Origin of the sequence: Paenibacillus radicibacter, from assembly GCF_024721995.1 — a bacterium.
GTDB classification, from domain to species: domain Bacteria; phylum Bacillota; class Bacilli; order Paenibacillales; family NBRC-103111; genus Paenibacillus_AM; species Paenibacillus_AM radicibacter.
Genome location: NZ_JANQBC010000001.1, coordinates 550,745 through 568,331, shown reverse-complemented (window position 1 = coordinate 568,331; position 17,587 = coordinate 550,745). Strand labels below are relative to the sequence as shown.

Annotated in this window: 15 protein-coding genes and 1 pseudogene; 10 read left to right on the top strand and 6 right to left on the bottom strand. The window is 38.8% G+C overall.

Translation table 11 applies throughout. The features are described 5' to 3' along the window. Positions 1 to 10: 10 nt before the first annotated feature. Positions 11 to 214 (top strand): heavy-metal-associated domain-containing protein, encoded by a 204-nt coding sequence (locus NV379_RS03000; protein ID WP_258205782.1) that lies wholly within the window; start codon positions 11 to 13, stop codon positions 212 to 214. A 76-nt stretch (positions 215 to 290) separates the two neighbouring features. Here the strand turns inward: NV379_RS03000 and NV379_RS02995 are convergent, their stop codons facing one another. From NV379_RS02995 to NV379_RS02970, 6 genes are all read right to left on the bottom strand, one after another. Further along, entirely contained in the window at positions 291 to 1,259 is a 969-nt protein-coding gene (locus NV379_RS02995; protein ID WP_258205781.1) for an ABC transporter ATP-binding protein, read from the bottom strand. Further along, on the bottom strand, positions 1,256 to 2,236 hold the full coding sequence (locus NV379_RS02990; RefSeq protein ID WP_258205780.1) for an ABC transporter ATP-binding protein: 981 nt from the start codon (positions 2,234 to 2,236) through the stop codon (positions 1,256 to 1,258). The genes NV379_RS02995 and NV379_RS02990 overlap by 4 nt, the downstream gene beginning before the upstream one ends. 10 nt (positions 2,237 to 2,246) lie before the next feature. Continuing rightward, positions 2,247 to 3,173 carry an oligopeptide ABC transporter permease gene (gene opp4C / locus NV379_RS02985; RefSeq protein WP_258205779.1) on the bottom strand — a complete coding sequence of 309 codons (927 nt, stop codon included), beginning with the start codon at positions 3,171 to 3,173 and terminating at the stop codon, positions 2,247 to 2,249. Positions 3,174 to 3,186: 13 nt separating this feature from the next. After that, complete coding sequence (locus NV379_RS02980) at positions 3,187 to 4,152, bottom strand: ABC transporter permease (protein WP_258205778.1); 966 nt, start codon at positions 4,150 to 4,152, stop codon at positions 3,187 to 3,189. Positions 4,153 to 4,212: 60 nt separating this feature from the next. Continuing rightward, a complete protein-coding gene (locus NV379_RS02975; protein ID WP_258205777.1) occupies positions 4,213 to 5,976 on the bottom strand; it encodes an ABC transporter substrate-binding protein in 1,764 nt (587 codons plus the stop codon). A gap of 493 nt (positions 5,977 to 6,469) precedes the next feature. Next, positions 6,470 to 7,387 (bottom strand): Rgg family transcriptional regulator, encoded by a 918-nt coding sequence (locus NV379_RS02970; RefSeq protein WP_258205776.1) that lies wholly within the window; start codon positions 7,385 to 7,387, stop codon positions 6,470 to 6,472. Positions 7,388 to 7,808: 421 nt separating this feature from the next. Between NV379_RS02970 and NV379_RS02965 the strand changes: the two genes are divergently transcribed. The 9 genes and pseudogenes from NV379_RS02965 to NV379_RS02925 all read left to right on the top strand — a co-directional run bounded on the left by NV379_RS02965 (position 7,809) and on the right by NV379_RS02925 (position 17,583). After that, positions 7,809 to 8,009 carry a hypothetical protein gene (locus tag NV379_RS02965; protein ID WP_258205775.1) on the top strand — a complete coding sequence of 67 codons (201 nt, stop codon included), beginning with the start codon at positions 7,809 to 7,811 and terminating at the stop codon, positions 8,007 to 8,009. 154 nt (positions 8,010 to 8,163) lie between these two features. Continuing rightward, positions 8,164 to 11,241, top strand: coding sequence for a type 2 lanthipeptide synthetase LanM family protein (locus NV379_RS02960; protein ID WP_258205774.1), 3,078 nt, complete (start codon positions 8,164 to 8,166; stop codon positions 11,239 to 11,241). Positions 11,242 to 11,286: 45 nt separating this feature from the next. Further along, positions 11,287 to 11,502, top strand: a pseudogene (locus tag NV379_RS26020) (hypothetical protein); the annotation flags it as partial. A 272-nt stretch (positions 11,503 to 11,774) separates the two neighbouring features. Then, on the top strand, positions 11,775 to 11,957 hold the full coding sequence (locus NV379_RS02950) for a hypothetical protein (protein ID WP_258205773.1): 183 nt from the start codon (positions 11,775 to 11,777) through the stop codon (positions 11,955 to 11,957). 160 nt (positions 11,958 to 12,117) lie between these two features. Then, on the top strand, positions 12,118 to 13,146 hold the full coding sequence (locus NV379_RS02945) for a S41 family peptidase (protein ID WP_258205772.1): 1,029 nt from the start codon (positions 12,118 to 12,120) through the stop codon (positions 13,144 to 13,146). A gap of 162 nt (positions 13,147 to 13,308) precedes the next feature. Further along, the gene (locus tag NV379_RS02940; protein WP_258205771.1) at positions 13,309 to 14,325 is read left to right on the top strand and encodes an AAA family ATPase; all 1,017 of its coding nucleotides are present in this window, start codon (positions 13,309 to 13,311) and stop codon (positions 14,323 to 14,325) included. Between the two features lie 131 nt (positions 14,326 to 14,456). Continuing rightward, the gene (gene hflX / locus NV379_RS02935; protein WP_258205770.1) at positions 14,457 to 15,776 is read left to right on the top strand and encodes a GTPase HflX; all 1,320 of its coding nucleotides are present in this window, start codon (positions 14,457 to 14,459) and stop codon (positions 15,774 to 15,776) included. A gap of 67 nt (positions 15,777 to 15,843) precedes the next feature. Continuing rightward, on the top strand, positions 15,844 to 17,094 hold the full coding sequence (locus NV379_RS02930) for a methionine gamma-lyase family protein (protein ID WP_258205769.1): 1,251 nt from the start codon (positions 15,844 to 15,846) through the stop codon (positions 17,092 to 17,094). Between the two features lie 81 nt (positions 17,095 to 17,175). After that, a complete protein-coding gene (locus NV379_RS02925) occupies positions 17,176 to 17,583 on the top strand; it encodes a MerR family transcriptional regulator (protein ID WP_258205768.1) in 408 nt (135 codons plus the stop codon). The last annotated feature ends 4 nt before the right edge of the window (positions 17,584 to 17,587 follow it).

Here is a 17,587-nt window from a genome sequence, read left to right as displayed (position 1 = left end):
GAGATGACAGATGGAAAAATTAGTGCTTAATGTTGTTGGAATGACTTGTGGCGGTTGCGCGAAGAAAGTAGAGGGCGCTCTACAGAATCTGGGAGCAGAAGCGAAGGTTGATCTAGCGGCGAAGACGGTAACGGTTGAGTATGATAAGAAAGTTACAAGTGCAAATGCGCTTCAGCAGGCTATTACAGATAAGGGATATCAAATCATTGCATAATAGGAACTATAGAATAGGCTGCTTTCAGAGCTTTAATTACCTCAGAAGCAGCCTGTTTGTATGTACGTTATACTCGTTAAACTAGATGACATGCAACATAATGTTTATTGCCCATGTCACGGAACGCTGGTACTTCTTGCTTGCAGCGATCAGTTGCAATCGGGCAACGAGTGTGGAACTTGCAGCCGGATGGTGGGTTAGCCGGGCTTGGAATGTCGCCTTGCAATACGATTCGATCTCTCTTGTATGTAGGGTCTGGGACTGGAATTGCAGAGAGAAGAGCTTTCGTATATGGGTGTAACGGATTTCTGAACAATTCATCCCGCGGAGCTAGTTCAGCCATAGAACCTAAGTACATTACACCGACTTGGGTACATAAGTGCTGAATAACGCTAAGGTCATGTGAGATGAACATGTACGTTAATTGCTTCGTTTGTTGCAAGTCTTGGAGTAAGTTAATGACCTGAGCTTGGATAGACACGTCAAGAGCGGATACAGGTTCGTCTGCCACGATGAAGTCAGGATTGAGGATAAGCGAACGAGCAATGCCGATACGTTGTCTTTGTCCACCAGAGAATTCATGTGGATAACGATCAATGTGGTAGGAAGAAAGCCCACATATCTTCATAGTTTCAAGCACAATCTCACGTACTTCTTTTCTACTATTGTAAATTCCATGATCCAGCAAAGCCTCTCCAATCGCATCGCCAATCTTAATACGAGGATTAAGTGAGCTGTATGGGTCTTGGAACACGATTTGTAGTTTTGGACGCATTGCACGAAGTTGCTTCTTAGATAGGCTGTGGAGATCAGTTCCTTTGTATAGAACTTCACCCGACGTTTTTTCATGCAAGCGTAATATGGTTCGTCCGATTGTACTCTTACCGCAACCAGATTCACCTACAAGTCCGAAAGTCTCGCCTTTGTTAATATGGAAGGAGACGTCATCGACGGCTTTTACATGACCAACTGTACGTTGCAATACACCGCCATGAATAGGGAAGTATTTTTTAAGATTGTTGACTTGAAGTAGTACTTCACTCATTGTTGTCCCTCCTCATATAACCAGCAAGCTACTTTATGACCATTAGGATCTGCTTTTAGAGGAGGCTGTTTTACTTTGCATATGTCCATGCACCGGTCACAGCGATCACTGAAATAGCAGTTTACACCAAGTTCGATCGGATTAGGTACTTGGCCAGGTATGGAATAAAGACGTTCTGTTCTTTGGTTAATAATTGGTTTTGCTTTTAGCAGACCTTGCGTATAAGGATGTTGTGGATTTTTAAATAGATCATTAACGGGTGCTTCTTCAATTACTTTTCCTGCATACATAACGACAACATAATCTGCCATTTCAGCAACAACCCCAAGGTCATGTGTGATTAACATGATGGCAGTTTTTACTTTAGTCTTAATATCTCGCATAATGTCAAGAATTTGAGCTTGAATCGTAACATCGAGAGCAGTTGTGGGTTCGTCCGCAATTAATAATTTTGGATTACAACTGAGTGCCATTGCAATCATGATTCGCTGACGCATCCCACCGCTTAATTCATGAGGGTAGGATTCATAGATTTGTTCTGCTCGTGGGATACCTACTAACTTAATAAGATCGATCGCTTTTTCACGTGCCTCTTTTTTTGATTGCATTAGGTGTTCCATAATGGGTTCAATGATTTGTTCACCAATCTTAAGGACTGGATTTAATGAAGACATTGGTTCTTGAAAAATCATTGCAATGTCATTGCCACGTATGAAGCGCATTTCTTTATGTTTAAGCTTTAATAAATCTTGTTCATTAAATATGATTTCGCCTCCGACAATTCTTCCGTTAGGCTTCTCAATTAAACCCATAAGTGACATGGCAGTTACACTTTTACCACAGCCAGATTCACCTACAACGCAAAGGGTTTCCCCTTCGCGGATTTTAAAGCTAACATCATTGACAGCTTTGACAACTCCAGCTTCTGTATGAAAATGAGTTTGTAGATTGCGAAATTCCACTAGATTCTTAGCCATAAGTAATCTCCTACCTCTTCATTTTTGGATCTAATGCATCACGTAACCCGTCGCCAATAAAATTAATAGCAAGGACAGTAATAATAATAAAAACGCCAGGTGGAATCCAGATCCAAGGCCGTTTTTGCAGTTCTAGTAAGGTCAGTGCGGCTGTGATCATATTCCCCCATGATGGAGTAGGAGGGACTACACCAAGTCCAAGGAAACTGAGTGTAGATTCACTAAGAATTGCACCTGCTACAGATAATGTGGCAACAACTATGATGATTGGAACTGTATTAGGCAGTAGATGTCTAAAAATTTTGCGTCGATCTCTAAGCCCTAACGCCTCTGTTGCAAGCATAAATTCTTGTTCACGAAGAGTGAGGATTTGACCACGTACTAGGCGTGCAAGTGATGGCCATGATAGGAAGCCAAGCAACAACATGACAATATAGATCCGTTGATCGGGAGGGATTTTCATGTCAGATAGAAGTGTACCCAATATAATGAGTAATGGTAGTCCAGGTATTGAATTAATCACATCAGCAATACGCATGATGATGGTGTCTACGAAACCTTTATAATAACCGGCAATTGCACCTAATGTACTACCAATAAGAACATTGATAACAGCTACGATGATTCCAACAAGTAGTGAGATTCTACCTGATAACATCGTCCGTAGTAAGATGTCTCTTCCAAGGTTATCAGTGCCAAATAAGTTAGTTGAATTGGGTGCTTTGTTTCCTTTTATAATATTAATAGGATCATCCGCAGTAAATGGAGATAGAAGAGGGCCAATAAAGCAAATGGTGAACATAAGTACGAGAAGAATAAGGCCAAGCATGGCAAGTTTGTTTTTACGTAATCTGCGAAGAGCTGACTTCCATGGCGAGGAAGCATTTTTTGTTTTCTTGTATGCGTCTACATTCGATGGTGTTACTTCAAGTGACAAAGTGTACTCCCCCTTACTTGAGTCGAATTCTTGGATCGGCCATACCATACAAAATGTCGGATATGTACGTTCCTATTAAGGTTAGAACAGCACTGAACATTGTAAAACCGAGCATAAGTGGATAATCTCTTATGTTGATAGATGCCAAATAAACTTTACCAATACCAGGCCATATAAATATGGATTCTGTAATAATTGATCCAGCGAATAGTCCAGGAATCTCAAATCCTAGAAGTGTAATAGCAGGAAGAAGAGCGTTTCTTAAAGCGTGTTTGAAAATGACTTTACTCTCTTTTAACCCTTTGGCACGTGCTGTGCGAATGTAATCTTGTCGGATGACATCAAGCATGCTTGTACGGAAGAAACGGGTTAATTGACCTGCATTGATCATGACTAATACAGTTACGGGTAGAACCATATGATTAACAACGTCTTTAAAATAACTCATCCCGGTAGCACCGCTGGCACCTGCAGTTGTCATGCCTCCGATTGGAAAATAACCTAAGTCTACTGCAAATAACTTAATTAGTAGGAGTCCGAGGAAGAACGAAGGTAATGACATGGCTGTAAATACAAAGAATGTAGTTGTTTTATCGATAAGTGAATACTGTTTAATTGCGGATATCGTTCCTACGATCAAAGCAACCGTCCAACTTATTACAAGGGATGCAAGAGAGATAATAAAAGAATTCCAAATATAAGTCTTAATGACTTTCGTTACAGGCATTTTATGCTGTAATGAATCTCCTAGATTTCCCTGAATCATATTACCAGCCCAAGTGAAATAGCGAATATGTAAGGGCTGATCCAAACCATATAAAGATCTTAATTGAGCAGCCCGCTCAATAGACAAATTTGGATTTTTGTTGGAATCAACGAAATCACCAGGAATGAGAACAGAAATGAAAAAGATGATAATGGATATACCAATAAGTGTAGGAATCATTTGGAGAAATCGTCTAATCATATATTGCCACATATACATCCTCCTAAGGAGTAATGGATATGCTCAGCCCATATTGGGCTGAGCATAGAGGAATTATTGAGAAATTTGAGCTTTAGCGATACTCCACGTGAAGTTTTTGTATGGTGATAAATCAAAACCTTGTAATCTATGGTTGATTGGCCACATATCGCGTCTTTGGTACATGAAGATGAAGGGAGGATCGTCATTGATTTCTTTATATAACTGCTGGTAGACTGGCTTACGTTTATCGAGATCAACATATTTCAAACCTTCTGCAAGCAATTGGTCAACTTTAGGATTGGTATATTTACCTTGATTCTGACTACCATTTGTTTTAAACATTGTACTTGCATCAGGGTCAGCCCCTAGACCAGTAGCTAGGAATGTCATATCAAAATTACCGGCTTTACGCTTTGCTTGCATCGCATTGAAATCCATTTGTTCTGCAATAAACTTAATGCCCAGTGCTTTATAATTTTCAGTAGCAACTGGAATAAGGGCAGGGTTTACTGAGTTAGGTGTTGTAGCAACGAAGTTAATTACAAATTTCTCACCGTCTTTTTCTCGAATGCCATCAGCGCCAACTTTCCAGCCTGCTTCGTCAAGTAACTGCTTCGCTTTATCGAGATTAAATTCATATTTGTTTATTCCTTCTTCCGTGTATGCCCATGATTGCTTCGATTGAGGAATATTAATTACATCAGCAAAGCCTTGGAAAACAGCATCAACAATTTGTTTGCGATCTAATCCATAGGTTAATGCCTGAATAACACGCTTATCTTTGAATTTTGGTTTTGTGTGGTTGATGTCAATAAATCCATAACCATTTGTAGGATAGATATTGATATCAAGGAATCCGGAATTCACTAAAGATTCAACATTGTCTTTACTTACTGTAATCATATCAGTGTCAGTTTCACCGGCTTGAACAGTTTGCATTCTTGTTGAGTCATCGGTTACTTTGAAAATTAAGTTAGGTGTTTTTGGTGCGCCTAAGAAATAGTTAGGATTGGCTTTTAATATTACTTCTTGCCCTGCTGAGTACTTCGATAGTATGTAAGGACCAGATCCCATTGGTTTATCATTTAAATTTTTTAGAGGGGAAAGATCACCTTGTTTATAATCTTTGCCATAGTAAGCTTTGGACATGATGCTTGTTGTTCCAAAGTCATACAAACCAGAAGCTACGACTTGAGTAGTTGAAAATTGAATTGTGTTAGCATCTACAACCTTGATGCCTTCGATTGAAGTTGCTTTTCCGTCACGATATGCATCTCCACCTTTAATATGGTCAACGGAGATATCGGCAGGTCCGTCATAAGATTTATCATGTAGTGTTGTAAATGTAAATGCAACATCATCCGCTGTTACTGGAGAGCCATCGCTAAATTTTGCATTTTTATTTAATTTGAAAGTGTATGTCAAGCCATCAGGGGAAACCTCATAACTCTCAGCGAGTTTTGGTTCAAGTGTACCATCCTTCTTATATGCTAACAGGGTATCAAAGATTACGTTTACAACATATTGGTCGTAAGTGCTATCGCCATAGATAGCACTAAATACGCCCTCAGGTGCATCAAGACCTATTACCATCGTATCTTTACGAGCCAGAGCATTTGCTGGGTTTTTGGATAGATCCCATGCAGGAATAACACCATTGTTAACAATCGGTGGTTTTTCAGCTTTCTTAGGCGCTGGAGTTGCTGTTGCAGCTTGAGTTGCAGCTGCAGTTGAAGCAGGAGTTTCGCTAGTTGTAGCTGTTTTGTCAGAACATGCTGCTAGTAGTGTTGTCGAAGAAAGTACAAGACCCAATGAGATTGTAACAAGTTTCTTCAAAGTTAAATCCTCCCTTTTATAGTTAAATTGTCCATTCACGAACAGTATACATGATAATGATTCAGAATTGTTAGAAAAATTTAAAAATTATGAAAAATTAATTGCGTAAATTAACTTTAGGTCTAAAAAATATATCCCTAGAGCACCTAAGAGTAAGGCTTCATCGGTAAATGGGATCAAATATGATAGGACGCTGAACAATTTATAATGTTCGGCGTCCTTTTATTACATACTAATTACAATAATGGCATACTATTTGCTATCTCGAATATTGACGAATACATTTGTCATAAATAAGAGAGCGCCAAGTGATACAATCGTACTGTCAGTGGTGACTACTGTTTCGAATCCAATACCGATTACAAAGACAGTGAGGCGGTTTTTAGTAGTTTAAGCCTATGTAAGTCATTTTATATTACCCAAAATAATATTTACGCTAAGTGCTTGCCCTTTCACTATCAGATGTATTGTAGGAAGATTTATAATCTGTCGGCTAAACCGATACTACATTAGAAAGAAATGATCTAGTATTAGTAATACTCTCATTAGTAATTCTGACATCTTTGAAGAAACGTTCCATTTGTTCAGCTTTTTTATCGTCAGCTACCATCTTAAAAATCTGAATAGATTGCTTGACATCACTTTCGCCATCAATTCTTTTACCACTGTTATATTTTATTATGCCTTGAAAATATAATAGTATGGTTTTCTCATATAATTGAGTAGATAACTTCACGTGACGCCCTAATTGTTCCACAAAATTTTGTGCTAGTTTATGCTTTCCAAGCGATAAATAGTGAGAAATAGCATTTATGAAAAATGTAAATAAAGTTTTTTCGAACAAGCGAATTCGGCTATAACTATTCAAATCTCTTATTAAACGTTTGGACGCACCTAGTATGAAATCATCATCAAATATGTATAGGCAATTTATTAATATAGATAGTTCAAACGCACTCCAATTTTCAACCTTTCCAATATGCCCCTTTAGCGCGCGAACGTATTGTTGATGTGTACTTAGAAAATCCGTAATTGATTCTCCCGAAGTTTTAATGACCGCTCCTTTTATCCCCATGTACAGAGCGAGATAATATATGTCATTTGTGCTTTTATATAGCTGGAGTATTTCGCTCAAACGTTTATCATGGATCGTTATCTTTGAATAAAAATCCTCGAATAATTGTGCTGACAACTTATGTTTTTCGGTTAATTCCAAACCTAAGAAATATTGAAATTCATCTAATCTAACGTTCAATTTATCTAAATACAGAATAAGATTTCCAAGAGGAATATCATTTGTTTGAGTTTCGTATGAAGCAAGAGTAGTTCTACTAGAAATGCCATAACTCAATGTAGTCTGACTAATATTTCGCTCTACCCTTAATTTTTTCAATAGTGCTCCAGTCTTCATGAAATTTCCCCCTTAACAAGAAAACTATCTTATTTTTGGTTAATATTAACATTATACTCGATTTATGTTGTAATATGTAAGTATTCTATTGAAAGGAGCGAATAGAGATGTGGGAATTATGCCCTATGCGGAAATATTAAGCGCAGCACATAGACATTAATTGAATTGTCTTCTAATTGCCATTCAAAGTTACAGTGGACTTACTACCGTCTTGAAGATAAGCGAGCTAGCAAGATAAATCACCATGTAAAGAAAAAATTATGTCGAAATTCTGGTCAATATTTACATAATATTCAGTTTGCATTATAAAATGAAAGCGTTATATCAAGATATAGGCAGAGTAACATAGTGAGCACTTCTTCTCTTTTATGGAGCAGGATATTATATGGTGCTACTATCATGTAGAAAGGAGGAGATGTATATGTCGATTAATGAACTACGTGCTCAATATCGTTCTTCTAAGGGGCGAGTAAAGCAAGGATTTGTTTCTCCGATTGGCGAAGTAAATGAGGAACAGTTAAAGGAAATTGTTGTAGGTAATGGGGCTGAACCAAGAGCATTAGCACAAGGTTGGACTCAAAACAATTGTACGTACAGACCAGAAGATATACCATTTTGCTAGCAAATAGCAGGTAACTGATCAGAAGTGTGATGGTGAAGTTTACCTTTACACTTCTTACTCTAATGTGGAAATAATGATTCTTACACTTCATATGACGAATAGTCTCTCTTCCTAGATACACTTTTATTGTGATTATTCAAGGAGGGAATAGTTAATGAGTAGAAAGTTAGTTCAATTAGGTAAGAGCAGTGTTAAACCTACAACATGGGAGGAGGATTTGGACCGAATATTAAATTCCTCTAAAGTTAATGAGTTTATTGAAATAGAACGTAGTCCTATAATCCGTTCATTTCTAGCGGAATTTTATTGCAATATTCAGGAAGCTATGAATAATGTTAATGATGATATTATTGATAAACTTCAAGTTCAAGAAGGACTCATGCAATCATGTGTAAAATGTTTGTCTGCTTTGCAGTATAAAACAACAATGCTTGAGATATCCATTGCAAGTCAGTTAGGTGAATTAACAACTGAAACGCCGAATGAGCGATACCTAGAGTATTTTAAACTATTGGAAGATTCGCTTCATTTAAGAGAGTTCTTCGATACATACCCAGTGTTAGCGAGATGCTTGACAGAACACACGATAATGTTTAGCTCATATGTACGTGAAATTATGGTTCATTACAATTCAGATTGGATAAAATTCAAGTCGAAGTTGAAAAATGGCTGCGAATATGATTGTCTAACTGGGATAGAAATTGGAACAGGAGATACCCATAACAAAGGTAAATCAGTTGCAATTTTTAAGTTTAACAGTGGTGCTAAACTAGTGTATAAACCCCACTCCTTACGTATAGATGAATGTTATAGTCATATGCTGGATTGGATTAATCAGAGAGGTATTAAGTATATCTTGAGTAGTCCAAATGTGTTTAATTGTGGGGCTTATGGATATCACGAGTTCATTAGTCATAATCCATGTCAATCTATCATGGAAGTAGAACAATTTTATTATCGTCTAGGTGCATTAACAGCATTATGCTATACATGTGGGGCTACCGATTATCATTCCGAGAATATAATTGCAAGCGGAACTCAACCCGTATTAATTGATTTAGAAACAATATTTACTCCCTTAACAGAGTCCCAATTGCAGAATATGCTAGGAGAGCAAAATCTGCGAACGGTATTTTCATCACTTATGCTACCAGGAATTCATTCTCCTAATCCACTATTGGATATTGATTTAAGTGCAGTAGGTGCTCGAGGTGGACAGAAGTCGCAATTAATGAAGATTCAGCGTATTAATAATATTGGCACGGATGAAGCTTGTTTGATTGACGACTTTTATACGACGGATGAGAAACAAAATCGCCCCCTATTGAATGGCGAATATATGGATGTTTCAATGTATACAAAGCAGATGACCGAAGGGTTCTGTGACTTGTATCGCTTAATACTTATGCATCGCGATACTTTTGTTCGTGACATACTTTTACCTTATTCTGATGCGATGGGTCGTCATGTATTTCGGGCGACATCCTTGTATGGTAAGTTATTATCGCATAGTATGCATCCAGATTATTTACAGAGTGAATCAGATCGTAATCGCTTATTACATATAATGGTTAATGACTCGGTGTATCCACCACAAGCTGTTTTTGAATTTGAATTGGAACAAATGCAGAGGCAAGATGTTCCTTACTTTAAGTTTTCAATTAATAGTCATGACTTGTATGATACAAGTGGAGTCTGTATACGCAATTTCTATCCGATGTCAATTATTGAGTTAGTTGAACATTACCTGATGCTATTATCTGAAGAGGATCTTAGTAAACAGCTGCAATATTTGCGCTGGTCTCTGTCCAGTTTGGAAGACAATGATCTTTCTAGTGATGGTCATTCGTATAATCAGCGTTCTGAAATATATAATCGCCATATTACAGTACAAGTTCAAGCTCTCATTAATAATGAGAGTAGAGTTACACAATTTCAGCAATTCGTGACATCAATAGGTAATAGTATAATGCGTCGTATTGTCAAAACAAATAATAGTAACATTTCGTGTATTGGGTTTGCTATGGTTGATGAAGAGAATAAACATAAGCCAGTATGGTTAGAACACAATATATATAATGGTTTAGGTGGTTATGTATTATATCTTGCTCAACTAACGTATATCACTTGCGACCAACAATATCGAGAGATGGCGCAACAACTATTGAATGCTATGCAGTTAAATAAGTTGGAACTAGATAAAGCAAGTGAATTGAATAAAGAAGTAACAATTTCGACTTCAGCTTTTTTTGGAGAAGGTGGTCATATTTATGCACTCATTTATTGTGGGTTGTTATGGAAAGATGATACCTTGCTAATAGATGCCAAGAATAGGTTACCCGTATTGATGAGGGCAATAGAACAAGAAACTGAGTATGATATTATTGCGGGACTTGCAGGTTGTATTATCGTTCTGCTTCGTGTATACGAAGCTATGCGTGATGTAGCGTATTTGCATGTGGCAAAGGCGGCTGGAGAACGTCTTTACACATTAGTGGAGAAATTGAATATTGATGCTGGTTTGACAATAGAACCTGATGGACTGACGAACCAAGAAGTAGTCGATAAACATAGTATAACGAATAATCAAGTGTTGTTGACGGGTTTATCTCATGGTGCAGCGGGGTTAGCATGGGCGTTCATATGGCTTACTAGAACAAGTAATAATCCTATTAAACCGTCTAGCTGTGAACATTATCTGATCATGGCAAAAAAATTGCTCATGTATGAAAATCATTACTATTCGGAAAATGAACAAAATTGGAAAGACTTGCGCTATACAGATAGACTTGTATATGCTGACTTTTGGTGTCATGGTGCACCTGGTATCGCACTTGGTCGCGCAGAGATTATGCATCAACTTGATGCAATGAGTCTTCTACAATCACAAGAATGGGAATTTGTTACTCAAGACTATAAGAATGCACTACAGACTTTGTTGAATCGTGGGAGTATGTATAGTAGTTTTTGTTTGTGTCACGGTATATTAGGCAATGCTGGAATTTTGCTACACTTAAGTAAACTGATGAATGATTCTAGTCTTTCCGATATTGCAAATAATTGGGCCATGGAAGCGATTGTGGATTATAAAGCATATCAGTCATCTGATCGCTTAATTGCAAGATTGGAGTGTGATGGATTGATGACAGGGACTGTTGGGATGGGGTACGAATATTTACGATTGTTAGATAATCGGGTGCCGTCTATTCTTGCATTTGAATTGCCACGATAACTCTAATGTTATCGTTTAGTTAGATATGGAGCTAGAGGTCAGCGACAACGAATTGTAATAGCCAAGGCATTGCTAACTAAACTGAAAGTCTTAATGCTTGATGAAGCAACAGGCTCATTTGATCTTTTGAGCGAAGAGAGAATTGATCTTTATTGCACTCCGCATTATTACATAAGTCAGATTATTATCGGCAAACTAAAAATTTATAGTGTTAAGCAAGGCTATTACAAAGGAAAATCACAGATTTTGTACATTGGATAGCGTAGAGAATCTGCAAGTGCAGATGTCGTGATAGTCAATGAGAACAACGCAACCAACCCTAGCAAAACTAATTTCTATTACAACCTATGTATATAGAAATTAGTATAATTTTAAAAAAAGAAAATTATGTAAATAAATATAATCTTATGTAATAAAAATGAAATCTAAATTATATGATTTTCGACAAAATATTTTCTATTAAACCCCAAAATTACCTGATATAATGAGGATAAGCTGGGACAAGAGTTCTAGTAACTTGGGAGGGATTAGATATGGAAAACTTAAACGAAGAAGTAGTAGCAGCATCAGAAGAAACTGTTGAAGAAGTAGTAGAAGAGGTTGTAGCAGAAGAGGTAGAAGAAGTTGAAGCTGAGCTTGCAGAAGCGGAAGCTGAAGCAGCAGCATCCGAAGAAGTTTCTGAAGAAGAAGCAGCATCCGAAGAAGCAAGCGAGTAATATCTAATCATCCGTAGTTCCACTTCCCATAAGTCAGTAATTATCTTTAAACTTCATACAAGTCACAAACCTGTTCTTTTTTGAGCAGGTTTATTTATTTTCCAGAATATTCTATTATAATTAGATAGAATATACCTTTTTAAAGGGGAGGAAATGTTAAATGAAGGCGGAAGAAATGATAATTAATGATCAAATACGCAAGCAAGTCATTGAGGGCATACTAGAAAAACTAGTAGCAATTTATATTTTTCCTGAAATAGCAGATTCGATCGTACAGCGTATTCGTGAACGACTGGAGAACAACGAATATTCACAATTACATACAGCGGCCGAATTAGTTGCAACTTTAAACGAGCATATGAGAGAAATTAATGGGGATAAGCATCTAAGATTGCGGTATAGCGAGGATGTCATTGAAGAGAATGAAACCGAAGAAGATGTGGCTTCCGTCAATCAGGAGAAAGAACGTCTGGAACATGTTAATTATGGAGTATATAAGGTTGAACGACTTGCAGGTAATATCGGTTATTTCGACCTTCGAAACTTTCATAATCCTGAACTTGTTGGAAGTAAAATCGTAGCTGCAATGAATATACTATCCGATACATCTGCTCTCATTATTGATTTGCGTCACAATGGTGGAGGTTATCCGGGAACGGTAGCCCTGTTGTGCAGCTATTTCTTCACTTCCGAGCCTGTTCATCTCAATAGCATGTATTTCCGAACCGATGAACAATATTTCCAATCCTGGACGTTACCTTATATTCCTGGGAGCAGATACTTGGACAAACCGGTTTACCTATTAACTAGCAATTCTACATTCTCTGCAGCAGAAGAATTTGCTTATAACATGCAGCAATTAAAGCGTGTCACGATTATCGGAGAGGTAACGGGAGGTGGGGCGAATCCAGGTATGGAGTATATTTTGCATGATCATTTTCATGTTTTCATACCGAATGGACGCTCCATTAATCCTGTCAGCCAAATGAATTGGGAAGGAGTAGGCGTACAGCCTGATATTCTGACTTCTAAGGAAGAAGCCTATAACACAGCTTATATCGATGCCCTGCAGCATGTCATCAATAATACCAAGCAACGTGAGCAACAGAACTCTATTCAACGTATAATCCTTGAGGAAGCTGAAAAAGCATTAAGTGGCTTGAAAGAACCGGCTCCACAAATCCAGTAGTTGAAAGAGTAATATCCAACTTATCTGGGACGGTATAGAAGAAAAGACTGTATTGAAATCAAAATCAGGGAAATAGATGAACCTGTTCTTTTTGAGCAGGTTTATTTATTTTTCGCAAATAATTCTCGTCTTACCCAATATAATATTAGATAGAGACAGACGATGGGAAAAGAGGTGATGGCTGTGAATGGACGTAAGTCGAGCGACAGCTTAAGCGCCGTGCGAAACTCAAATCAGATTAACGTTGTGCTTCGGCAAAATGATGGACCAATCCCAACTTTGCAGCAGTTACCTGTATCTGCGAGTTCTTCTATTGCGAATCGTGCTTTTCCAGGTCAAGTTCAATTTACTGAAGTGATGCAGGAGCTAGATCGGATGATTGGTTTGGAAAATGTAAAAGAATTGGTGTATGAAATTTATGCTTTGCTTCAAGTGGGGCAATATCGCTCAACCGCAGGATTACATTCAAGCGCGCAAGTGTATCATATGATATTCAAAGGCAACCCTGGGACTGGCAAAACGACTGTGGCACGAATTATGGCTAAGTTGTTTCAGACGATGGGTGTGTTATCCAAAGGGCATCTCATTGAAGTAGAACGTGCAGATCTCGTCGGTGAATACATCGGCCATACGGCGATTAAGACACGTGAATTGGTAAAAAAAGCGCTTGGTGGCATCCTATTCATTGATGAAGCTTATTCGCTCGCGCGTGGTGGGGAGAAGGATTTCGGTAAGGAAGCCATCGATAGTTTGGTAAAAGCTATGGAGGACCACAAGAACAGCTTCATTCTTATACTTGCTGGATACTCATTAGAAATGGAGCAATTCTTAATGACGAATCCAGGCTTACCCTCACGATTTGCGATTCAAGTCGATTTCACTGATTACTCGGTGGATGAACTGATGCAGATTGCAGATTTGATGACGAAGGAGCGGGAGTATACTTTTTCAAGTACAGCAGAGATGAAGCTACGGCAGCATCTCGCTGCGGAGAAGTTGATGACATTAACCTCCTTCAGTAACGCAAGATATGTGAGAAACATAATTGAGCGTGCGATGCGTCATCAAGCAGTACGACTCTTACAGCAAAATCCACATCCTAAACAGCCGTCTAAACAAGAATTAATGCAACTCCGCCCGGAGGATATTCGTTTTGAGAAAAAGGCTGGATTATTCTAATCGTTATGCGCGGTGAATGCCGCGTTTTTCTTATGTTTACTTTAGGGTGATAAGTTGGTCTTAATTGTGCTTTAGTGGTATGCTATATACAAAAATTACAGGCTAATTGCTTGAGATACATAGGTGATGTTATGCGAACAACCTTACATGAAGTTAAGGTTAAAACACAGGATCGAGCAGTACTTGTCTCTCTCGTGACTCAAAAATTGAAAAAGCGTGAAGAGCTGAACGAATACTCCTTACAAGAGCTAATTAAATTGGCGGAGACCGCGGGTGTTGAAGTACTAGAGACGTTGGTTCAGAATAAAGAATCAGTCGATACGAAATGGTTTATTGGAAAAGGAAAAGTTGAGGAGCTTAGAGAGCGACTTGAAACATTAGATGCGAATACAGCAATATTTGACCAAGAACTTTCAGGTGCTCAGGTACGTAATCTAGAAGCTGCACTAGATGTGAAAATTATCGACCGTACGCAGTTGATTCTGGATATTTTTGCTCAGCGTGCGCGAACGCGTGAAGGTATTATTCAAGTTGAGCTTGCTCAGCTTAGTTACTTGTTACCTCGTTTATCTGGACATGGTAAAAACTTATCGCGTCTAGGTGGCGGTATTGGAACGAGAGGTCCGGGTGAATCCAAGCTTGAGACAGATCGTAGACATATTCGCGGTCGGATAGACGATCTGAAGGCGCAGCTTTTCGAAGTAACGCGTCATCGTATTTTACATAGTGAACGTCGTAAGAAGAGTGGTGTGTATCAAGTTGCGCTTGTCGGCTATACGAATGCAGGGAAATCGACATTGCTGAAGCAATTTACGGATGCGGATGTATATGTGGAAAATCAACTATTCGCGACGCTTGATCCGACTTCCCGTACAATGAAACTGCCTAGTGGCAAGGAAATTGTACTTACGGATACGGTTGGATTTATTCAGAATTTGCCGCATGATCTCGTTGCAGCATTCCGAGCTACATTAGAAGAAGTTTGTGAGGCGGATTTGATTCTACATGTTGTGGACTCATCTGCAGAGATGCGTCTAGAGCACATGCGTGTTGTTGAAGAAGTTTTAAGTGAGCTTGGGGCACAAGGCAAAGAGCAGATTACGTTGTTTAACAAAATTGATCTATGTCCACCAGAAGAGTTAGAACTACTGCCAATGGGCGGTGGAGATACAATGAAACTTTCTGCTTATAACAGTGAGGATCTGGAAAAATTAAAAATTATCATTCAAGAAAAATTAATGGGTGATTCCATTCAATTTGCGATTCCAGTTGAGCGCGGAGATATGACGGCTTTGGTGTATCGCATTGGGGATGTGTTAAATACAGAAGTGTTGGATGATAAAATGTTGTTCGAAGTTCGAGTGAATGCAGACGATTATGCGAAACTTGGATATAAATTAAAGGAATTTGTTGTTGGTGATGAAGTAACTGCGTCTGAAGAATTAGAATAAAACTTCTAATATAGAAGCAATAACTCGATCAGCATGAGTGGAACTAAGGATGGGAGCGTTAATTTAAATGTTTTTTGATCAAAAGATTACAGATATGGCTACACAAGCTGAAGTAAAAGTACAAGAACGATTTCGTGAGATTGATCATGTTATTGATCACAACCAGTGGAAGGTCATACGTGCTTTTCAAAACCATAAAGTAAGTGATTTTCACTTTGCAAATTCTACTGGTTATGCGTATAACGATCGTGGTCGTGAAACGTTAGATTTGGTTTATGCAGAAGTATTCGGAGCGGAGGCGGCACTTGTGCGTCCGCATTTTGCTTCGGGAACACATACAATTGGAACGGCTTTGTTCGGAGTGCTTCGTCCGGGGGATGAATTGCTGTATATTACGGGGAAACCTTACGATACACTTCATAAAGTGATTGGAAAAGAAGGAGATGGAACAGGATCGTTACGCGATTTCGGTATCGCTTATAATGAAGTTCCACTTCTAGGCGGTGTAGCACCTGATTGGGAAGCAATACGAGCAGCGATTAAACCGAACACAAAAGTAATTGGTATTCAGCGCTCGCGCGGTTATGACTGGCGTCCATCTTTCACTGTTGCGGAGATCGGAGAGATGGTTCGTTATGTGAAAAGCATCAAAGAGGATGTCGTTGTGTTCGTCGACAATTGTTATGGTGAGTTTACCGAGAAAATGGAGCCAACTGAGGATGGCGTGGATTTAATGGCAGGTTCGCTTATCAAGAACCCTGGAGGTGGCATTGCCGCTACGGGTGGATATATCGCAGGTCGACAAGATCTCGTGACACTTGCTGCGAATCGGTTAACAGCACCAGGGATTGGTGGAGAAGTAGGAGCAATGCTAGGCGAAACTCGGAACATATTCCAAGGTTTCTTCCTTGCACCGCATGCGGTGGGACAAGCAATTAAGGGTGCTGTGTTTGCGGCAGCTTTATTTGAAGGGCTTGGATTTACGACAAGTCCGGCTTGGAATGCACCGCGTACGGATCTGATTCAAGCGATTCGTTTCACAAGCAGCGAGCATCTGATTAGCTTCGTTCAAGGGATCCAGAAAGCATCAGCTGTTGATGCACATGTCGTTCCTGAAGCGTGGGATATGCCTGGATACAAGCATCCTGTCATTATGGCGGCAGGTACTTTTATTCAAGGAGGTTCACTGGAATTATCGGCAGATGCACCGATTCGAGAACCTTACATCGCCTATATGCAAGGTGGTTTAACTTACTCCCACAGCAAGTTTGGAGCACTTAATGCACTTCAGAATTTAGTGAATCTGAATTTGTTGTGAACTTTCCTAACATGTTATTGACACGTTTGTGTGATCAAAGGTACAATGAGCACATGTTAATTGTTACGGGAGTGATGAATCTTGAGCGATGAAATTCGAAGAAACATGGCGCTTTTTCCGATTGGAATCGTAATGAAATTGACCGATCTTACTGCGCGTCAAATTCGTTATTACGAGCAGCATGAATTGATTATTCCGGCACGTACTGCAGGAAATCAACGATTATATTCGTTTAATGATGTTGCTAGATTGCTAGAAATCAAAGCCTTAATTGAAAAAGGTGTCAATATCGCCGGTATTAAACAAGTGCTGCTTCCAGTGTCGAAGGACTCTGAAGAAGCAACTGTACTCAACGAGCAAACAGAAGTGAAACGTAAAGAGATGTCAGATTCTCAACTACACAGAATGTTGAAACAACAGCTGTTTGTAGGGAATAGACATGGGCAGGTATCGCTGATTCAAGGCGAGCTATCCCGCTTTTTTCACTAATGTT

Coding starts and splice junctions, on each gene's coding strand:
- NV379_RS03000 (WP_258205782.1), top strand. CDS start 11: ATGGAAAAATTAGTGCTTAATGTTGTTGGAATGACTTGTGGCGGTTGC.
- NV379_RS02995 (WP_258205781.1), bottom strand. CDS start 1,259: ATGAGTGAAGTACTACTTCAAGTCAACAATCTTAAAAAATACTTCCCT.
- NV379_RS02990 (WP_258205780.1), bottom strand. CDS start 2,236: ATGGCTAAGAATCTAGTGGAATTTCGCAATCTACAAACTCATTTTCAT.
- NV379_RS02980 (WP_258205778.1), bottom strand. CDS start 4,152: ATGTGGCAATATATGATTAGACGATTTCTCCAAATGATTCCTACACTT.
- NV379_RS02970 (WP_258205776.1), bottom strand. CDS start 7,387: ATGAAGACTGGAGCACTATTGAAAAAATTAAGGGTAGAGCGAAATATT.
- NV379_RS02965 (WP_258205775.1), top strand. CDS start 7,809: ATGTCGATTAATGAACTACGTGCTCAATATCGTTCTTCTAAGGGGCGA.
- NV379_RS02960 (WP_258205774.1), top strand. CDS start 8,164: ATGAGTAGAAAGTTAGTTCAATTAGGTAAGAGCAGTGTTAAACCTACA.
- NV379_RS02950 (WP_258205773.1), top strand. CDS start 11,775: ATGGAAAACTTAAACGAAGAAGTAGTAGCAGCATCAGAAGAAACTGTT.
- NV379_RS02945 (WP_258205772.1), top strand. CDS start 12,118: ATGAAGGCGGAAGAAATGATAATTAATGATCAAATACGCAAGCAAGTC.
- NV379_RS02940 (WP_258205771.1), top strand. CDS start 13,309: ATGGGAAAAGAGGTGATGGCTGTGAATGGACGTAAGTCGAGCGACAGC.
- hflX (WP_258205770.1), top strand. CDS start 14,457: ATGCGAACAACCTTACATGAAGTTAAGGTTAAAACACAGGATCGAGCA.
- NV379_RS02930 (WP_258205769.1), top strand. CDS start 15,844: ATGTTTTTTGATCAAAAGATTACAGATATGGCTACACAAGCTGAAGTA.